The 4,908-nt window shown below is 70.6% G+C and carries 6 protein-coding genes, 1 tRNA gene and 1 pseudogene; 6 read left to right on the forward strand and 2 right to left on the reverse strand.

Features of this window, described 5'->3' with window-relative positions; translation table 11 throughout:
- Together AOK16_RS21725 and AOK16_RS21730 are read left to right on the forward strand one after the other, a co-directional pair.
- Positions 1 to 416, forward strand: a pseudogene (locus AOK16_RS21725) (hypothetical protein); the annotation flags it as partial.
- Positions 417 to 585: 169 nt separating this feature from the next.
- Positions 586 to 657: transfer RNA gene (locus AOK16_RS21730), tRNA-Arg, on the forward strand.
- A 165-nt stretch (positions 658 to 822) separates the two neighbouring features.
- Here AOK16_RS21730 and AOK16_RS21735 read toward each other — a convergent pair.
- Together AOK16_RS21735 and AOK16_RS21740 are read right to left on the reverse strand one after the other, a co-directional pair.
- A complete protein-coding gene (locus AOK16_RS21735) occupies positions 823 to 1,188 on the reverse strand; it encodes a hypothetical protein (RefSeq protein WP_055473867.1) in 366 nt (121 codons plus the stop codon).
- Between the two features lie 124 nt (positions 1,189 to 1,312).
- A complete protein-coding gene (locus tag AOK16_RS21740; protein ID WP_055473868.1) occupies positions 1,313 to 1,789 on the reverse strand; it encodes an ATP-binding protein in 477 nt (158 codons plus the stop codon).
- A 177-nt stretch (positions 1,790 to 1,966) separates the two neighbouring features.
- Between AOK16_RS21740 and AOK16_RS21745 the strand changes: the two genes are divergently transcribed.
- From AOK16_RS21745 to AOK16_RS21760, 4 genes are all read left to right on the forward strand, one after another.
- Positions 1,967 to 2,830 carry a helix-turn-helix domain-containing protein gene (locus AOK16_RS21745; protein WP_205627752.1) on the forward strand — a complete coding sequence of 288 codons (864 nt, stop codon included), beginning with the start codon at positions 1,967 to 1,969 and terminating at the stop codon, positions 2,828 to 2,830.
- Entirely contained in the window at positions 2,827 to 3,132 is a 306-nt protein-coding gene (locus AOK16_RS21750) for a DUF397 domain-containing protein (RefSeq protein WP_055473870.1), read from the forward strand. Before AOK16_RS21745 ends, AOK16_RS21750 begins: the two co-directional genes overlap by 4 nt.
- Before the next feature lie 221 nt (positions 3,133 to 3,353).
- Positions 3,354 to 4,160: a hypothetical protein gene (locus AOK16_RS21755; protein WP_157859300.1), complete on the forward strand. Its 807-nt coding sequence runs from the start codon at positions 3,354 to 3,356 to the stop codon at positions 4,158 to 4,160.
- Positions 4,157 to 4,908: HAMP domain-containing protein (locus AOK16_RS21760; protein ID WP_157859301.1), on the forward strand; the 752-nt coding region annotated here is incomplete at its 3' end. The genes AOK16_RS21755 and AOK16_RS21760, both read left to right, overlap by 4 nt.

Consider the following 4,908-nt stretch of genomic DNA (forward strand, 5'->3'; position numbering starts at 1 on the left):
CGGGCCCGGGCCCGGGCCCGGGCGCGGACCCGAGGCCGGGACCGCGCTACGCCCCCGACCCCGGCTCCGGCTCGGCCGGCCCCGGGGTGAAGCTCCTCTACATACCGGTCTCCGACCGGACGGGGTACGCGGTCGAGGTCCGCACCCAGGCGGGCAACGACGCCGCGGTCTGCCGCCCTGGCGTCCTGATCTACTGGGTCGACACCGCGGTCAACAGCGGCGAGGGCCCGATAGCGGTCAAGGACTCCACCCCCGACAGCGGCGGCTGCGCCCAGCGCCCGAACGTCAACGCCGAACTCACGGACGCCACATACCAAGTCGGCCAAAAACTCACCGACCCCCGCACGGGCATCACCATCGAGGTGACGAACAAGGACGACTCGAACACGTACGGGGTGAGGGTGCGACGCCCCTGAGGGGGGCCTGAGAGGCCCTTAGGGGGAAAGCCCGGGCCCGCGGCCGAGGTTGCCGCGATGGCCCGGGAGCCGATGGGTGGGCAGGCCTCGAAGCTCTGCCCACCCCGAGGAAAGGGTCCGCTAGGCTGTCCCCCGGGACGGCCCCGGACGGGCCGCCGCCCCATGCCCCGCCCCCGTAGCTCAGGGGATAGAGCAACGGCCTCCGGAGCCGTGTGCGCAGGTTCGAATCCTGCCGGGGGCACTCGCCGTCCAGTCAGCGTGAATCAGCCGCTGGCAAGGGCGAGTGTCGATACGAGAGAGCGGTAGTCAGTCTCACTGGCTACCGCTTTTTTGTTGGGCCCTCGTTGGCTTCTTGTTGGGCACGCGGAGTTGCGAAGCGGCGAAGTGGCCGGGCGCCCGGGCGCGTTCAGGGGTCGGTGTGCGTGCCGAGGTGCTTGATTTTCTCGAACGGGTAGCTTCCCACGCTCACCACGGCCATGGCATAGAGCGCGAAGACGACCAGCCCCCGGGTGGAGACCGACTTGCCGCCGTCGCTCAGCATCACAGCACCGAGCGGGACCAGCGGAGCGACACTGAGCACCGCGGCACCGGTACACCAGAACGCCACCAACCGGTTGGCCCGTTCCCTGAGCACGGTGTCGGCCTTCACCTCGGCCGGAACGTCGTAGCCGACGGACCTGTCGCACACCTCGCCGCGGTACCCGACGCGAGCCGCCAGGACACCGACCACTCCCATCAGGGAGAAGCAGCCGAAGATGAACATGTACGCCATGAGTGCCCCAGGAGTTCGTCCCGAGCGACCCTAGCGGACGTACTTGATGTTGAAGGCGATGACCACATCGGCCGCTGATGGCCGCCGGAACCTGACGCCCCGTTCGCGCACCGTCGGGTGACGGTCAGTTGGCATCCTGGGTGGGCACCTGGGGGCGGTGCGGGAGGTCGAGTTCGGCTTGGATTGTTTTGCCGATGGGGGCGCGGGAGAGGACCGTCCAGCGGTCCGCGAGGGTTTCGACCAGGACCAGGCCCCGGCCCGATTCGGCCAGGGCCGACGGGGGCGGCACGTCGCCGGAGGTCGGTGGGCGGCGCTCCGCCCGGGTGTCGGAGACCTCGATCCGCAGTACGGCGGGCGCCAGGGCCAGGCGCAGTTCGAAGTCCCTGCCCGGGACCCGGCCGTGCGTCACCGCGTTCGCCGCCAGCTCGGCCACGAGTACGGCCGCCGCGTCCGAGACGTCCGTGCCGTGCGGGATGCCCCAGCCGTGGAGTTGGTTCAGAGCCAGGTGGCGGGCCAGCCGGGCGCCCAGTGGGGTCGCGCTGAAGCGCTGCGTGAACACACGGACCGTGCAGGGGCGTTGGTGGGCGAGTGGTGCTGTCATGGGCCCAATCTCCCGCCCGGAACGGCCAGTTCACCAGCTTCCGGCCGCGTACGCTGCGTCATCGTACGCGCACGTATCGTGGACAGTACCCGTAACCGTTCGTGACCATAAGCAGGTTGGGAGTGTGGCCACGGGGACGTACGCGGAACACGGGAGGAGGCCGGGATGACCGGTGACATGATCGGTGCCAATGGCGGGGCTGGCGCGGCAGGTGGATGGCCATCGAGCGGCGGCGAGCCGGAGTCGTCCGACAGTCTGCGGACGTTCGGCGCGGTGGTCCAGGCCCTGCGCGAACACGCGGGCCTGAGCCGCCGGGAGTTCGCCGCCCTCGTACGGTTCTCCCAACACACCGTCGCCTCCATCGAGCAGGGGCGGCGCATGCCGGACCACGCGTTCGTGGAACGCGCGGAGGAAGTGCTGGGGAACACGGGCGCGCTACGTAGGGCGGTACGGCATCTCGCGCGCCAGCCGGGACTCGCCTCCTGGTTCCGCCACTGGGCCAGGCTGGAAGCCGTCGCCATCACCCTGTACACCTACGAATGCCGCCTCATTCCCGGGCTGTTGCAGACCGAGGCGTACGCCAGGACGCTGTTCGACAACCGTCTCCCGCCGCTGAGCGACGAGGACATCCAAGCCCAGATCGCAGCCCGCTCAGAACGGCAGCGGCTGCTGACAGAGCGCCCGCACACCGCGTTCAGTTTCATCCTCGACGAGCACTTGTTCCTGCGGCGCACTGGCGGTGCGGAGGTCACACGGGAGCTCATCGACCACGTTCTGGAACTCGCCGCGCGACGGAACATCGAGATCCAGATCATGCCCCTGACCGAAGGGACCCATCCGGGCTTGAATGGGCCCATGCAGTTGCTGGAGACGCCGCAGAACCACTGGTTCGCGTACTGCGAGGGGCAGGAGACCGGGCAGCTCGTAGCCGACCCGAAGACGGTCAGCATCCTCCAACTGCGGTATGCAAAACTGCGCTCACAGGCCCTTACACCCCAGGACTCCGCGGGCCTGCTGAAGCAGATGCGAGGAGCGCTATGAGCACCCCCCAACTGGCCTGGTTCAAGAGCAGCCACAGCAGCGGTGATTCGGGCGACTGCGTCGAGGTTGCTGTCTCCTGGCGCAAGTCCAGCTACAGCAGCGGAAGTTCCGGCGACTGCGTCGAAGTGGCTGTCTCCTGGTACAAGTCCAGCTACAGCAGCGGCGGAGACGGCGACTGCGTCGAGGTCGCTGCCTGTCCCGGGACTGTTCACGTGCGGGACTCCAAAGACAAGGAAGGTCCGCAGCTCGCCTTCTCGCCCGTCGCGTGGGCGCGCTTCGTCTCCTTCGCCAGGCGGGCGTAGACCGCTTCGGTCAGGCGGGCGTAGACCGCTTTCGCCAGGCGGCGCAGGCCGCTCTGATGTGATCTTCCCTTCACGCGCCCCCGCCGGGTCCACCCGGTACGGGGCGCGTGATCGTTTACGGGCAGGCCGTCCCCATGGGACACTCGGCGGATTTTGTGGGCTATATCTGGGCTATATGGTGTACGGCATCGCCAAAAGGTTCGAAACACCGAGGACTGTCCTTGCGCCCCTCCCGCCCCGCCGTACACCACACCGGCCGTCGCCCCCTGCGGCGGCCCGGTCGGCGTGCCGGGATCATGGCGGGGCTGCTCGCGGGGGCGGCGGTGCTCGTGACCGGGTGCGGGAACGGGCACGAGGCCGTGCCCGCCGGGCCGGCCGCCACCGCGTCCGCGCCCGTGATCCTCTGGCCCGAGCGGAAGCCCGCCAAGCTGCCCGCCGAGCAGGACCTCAAGGCCACCGCCGACCCCGTACCCGGCATCGGGCGCGTCCGGTCCATGGACATCCGGGACGTCAAGCCGCTGGATGTCGTCAAGGCCGAGGTCCGGTCGCACGCCGGGGAGCGGAGCGGGGCCGACGGGATGGACGTCCAGACGGTGCAGGCCGTCGAGGACTGCACGGCGCCGGGCACCCGTACATGCCCCGTACGGACGCCGCAGTACCACGACCTGACCGGGAACGGCCGGGACGAGCTCATCGTTGGGATCGACTTCGTCGACGGCGGCTATCTGGCGCTGCGCGCCTACACCCTCGACGACCACGGGAAGCTGCTGCGGATCCTCGCGACCATCGCCAATCCGCTCTCCATCGAGATCACCCGGCGCGAGTTGATCATCCGCGAGCCCTCCGACACCCCCGGCTACGAGCTGCGGACGTTCTGGGCCTGGGACTCGCGGCGGCAAGGGCTCGCGATCAGGGGGGACGAGGTGCGCCGCGTGGAGCGGGCCACACCCGGGACCGTGTCCCCCAGCCACGGGGTTCCCCGCGAGCCCGCGCCCTCCGGCTCCGCCCAGGGCGGCGGCGGGCGATGAAGCGCCGCCCCGCCAGGCGCCCCACCGGTCGGCCCAACAGTCGCCCCAGCGGCCGCTTCACCCGTCGGCTGCCCGCCTGGACCTCCAGCCTCTACTGGAAATTCGCCGTCTTCATCACTCTCATGTGCTGCGTCCTGGCCGCCGTGATCGGTGTGCTCGTGCACGTCTCCGTGACCCGGCAGACGCTGGAGGAGGCGCGGCGGGACGCGCTGTCACAGCTCGACACGGCGACCCGGCGGTACGTCGCCGGTGAGGCGCTGCGGCCCGGGACGGCCGTCGACCCGGCCGACCTGCCGCGCTCGCTGCGGAAGATCGCGCTCAGTGGCAAGCGGGGGACCGAGCTGGCGGAGCGCCACGGGCGGCCGACCATGTGGGCCGCGGGACCGGCCGACGGCGGGGCGCTTGCCGTGCCGATCGACTACAGCCAGGCCTCGGGCAGCATCAAGGCCCTGGACCAGGCAATCGTCGGCTCCTCGGCCATGGCCATCGGCCTCACCCTGCTCGCCGGCTTCTTCGCCGTCTCCCGGGTCACCGGCCGCCTGCACCGGACCGCCCAGGTGGCGCGGCGGATCAGCGCCGGTGATCTCGACGCGCGGGTCGGCGACCCCCGTACGCGGCGGCCGCTCCCCGCGCAGGACGAGGTGGCCGCCGTCTCCGGGGCGCTGGACGAGCTGGCGGGGACCCTCCAGGACCGGCTGCAGAGCGAGCAGCGGTTCACCGCCGACGTGGCGCACGAGCTGCGCACCCC

The organism is Streptomyces pathocidini, from assembly GCF_001418495.1.
Classification (GTDB): Bacteria; Actinomycetota; Actinomycetes; order Streptomycetales; family Streptomycetaceae; genus Streptomyces; species Streptomyces pathocidini.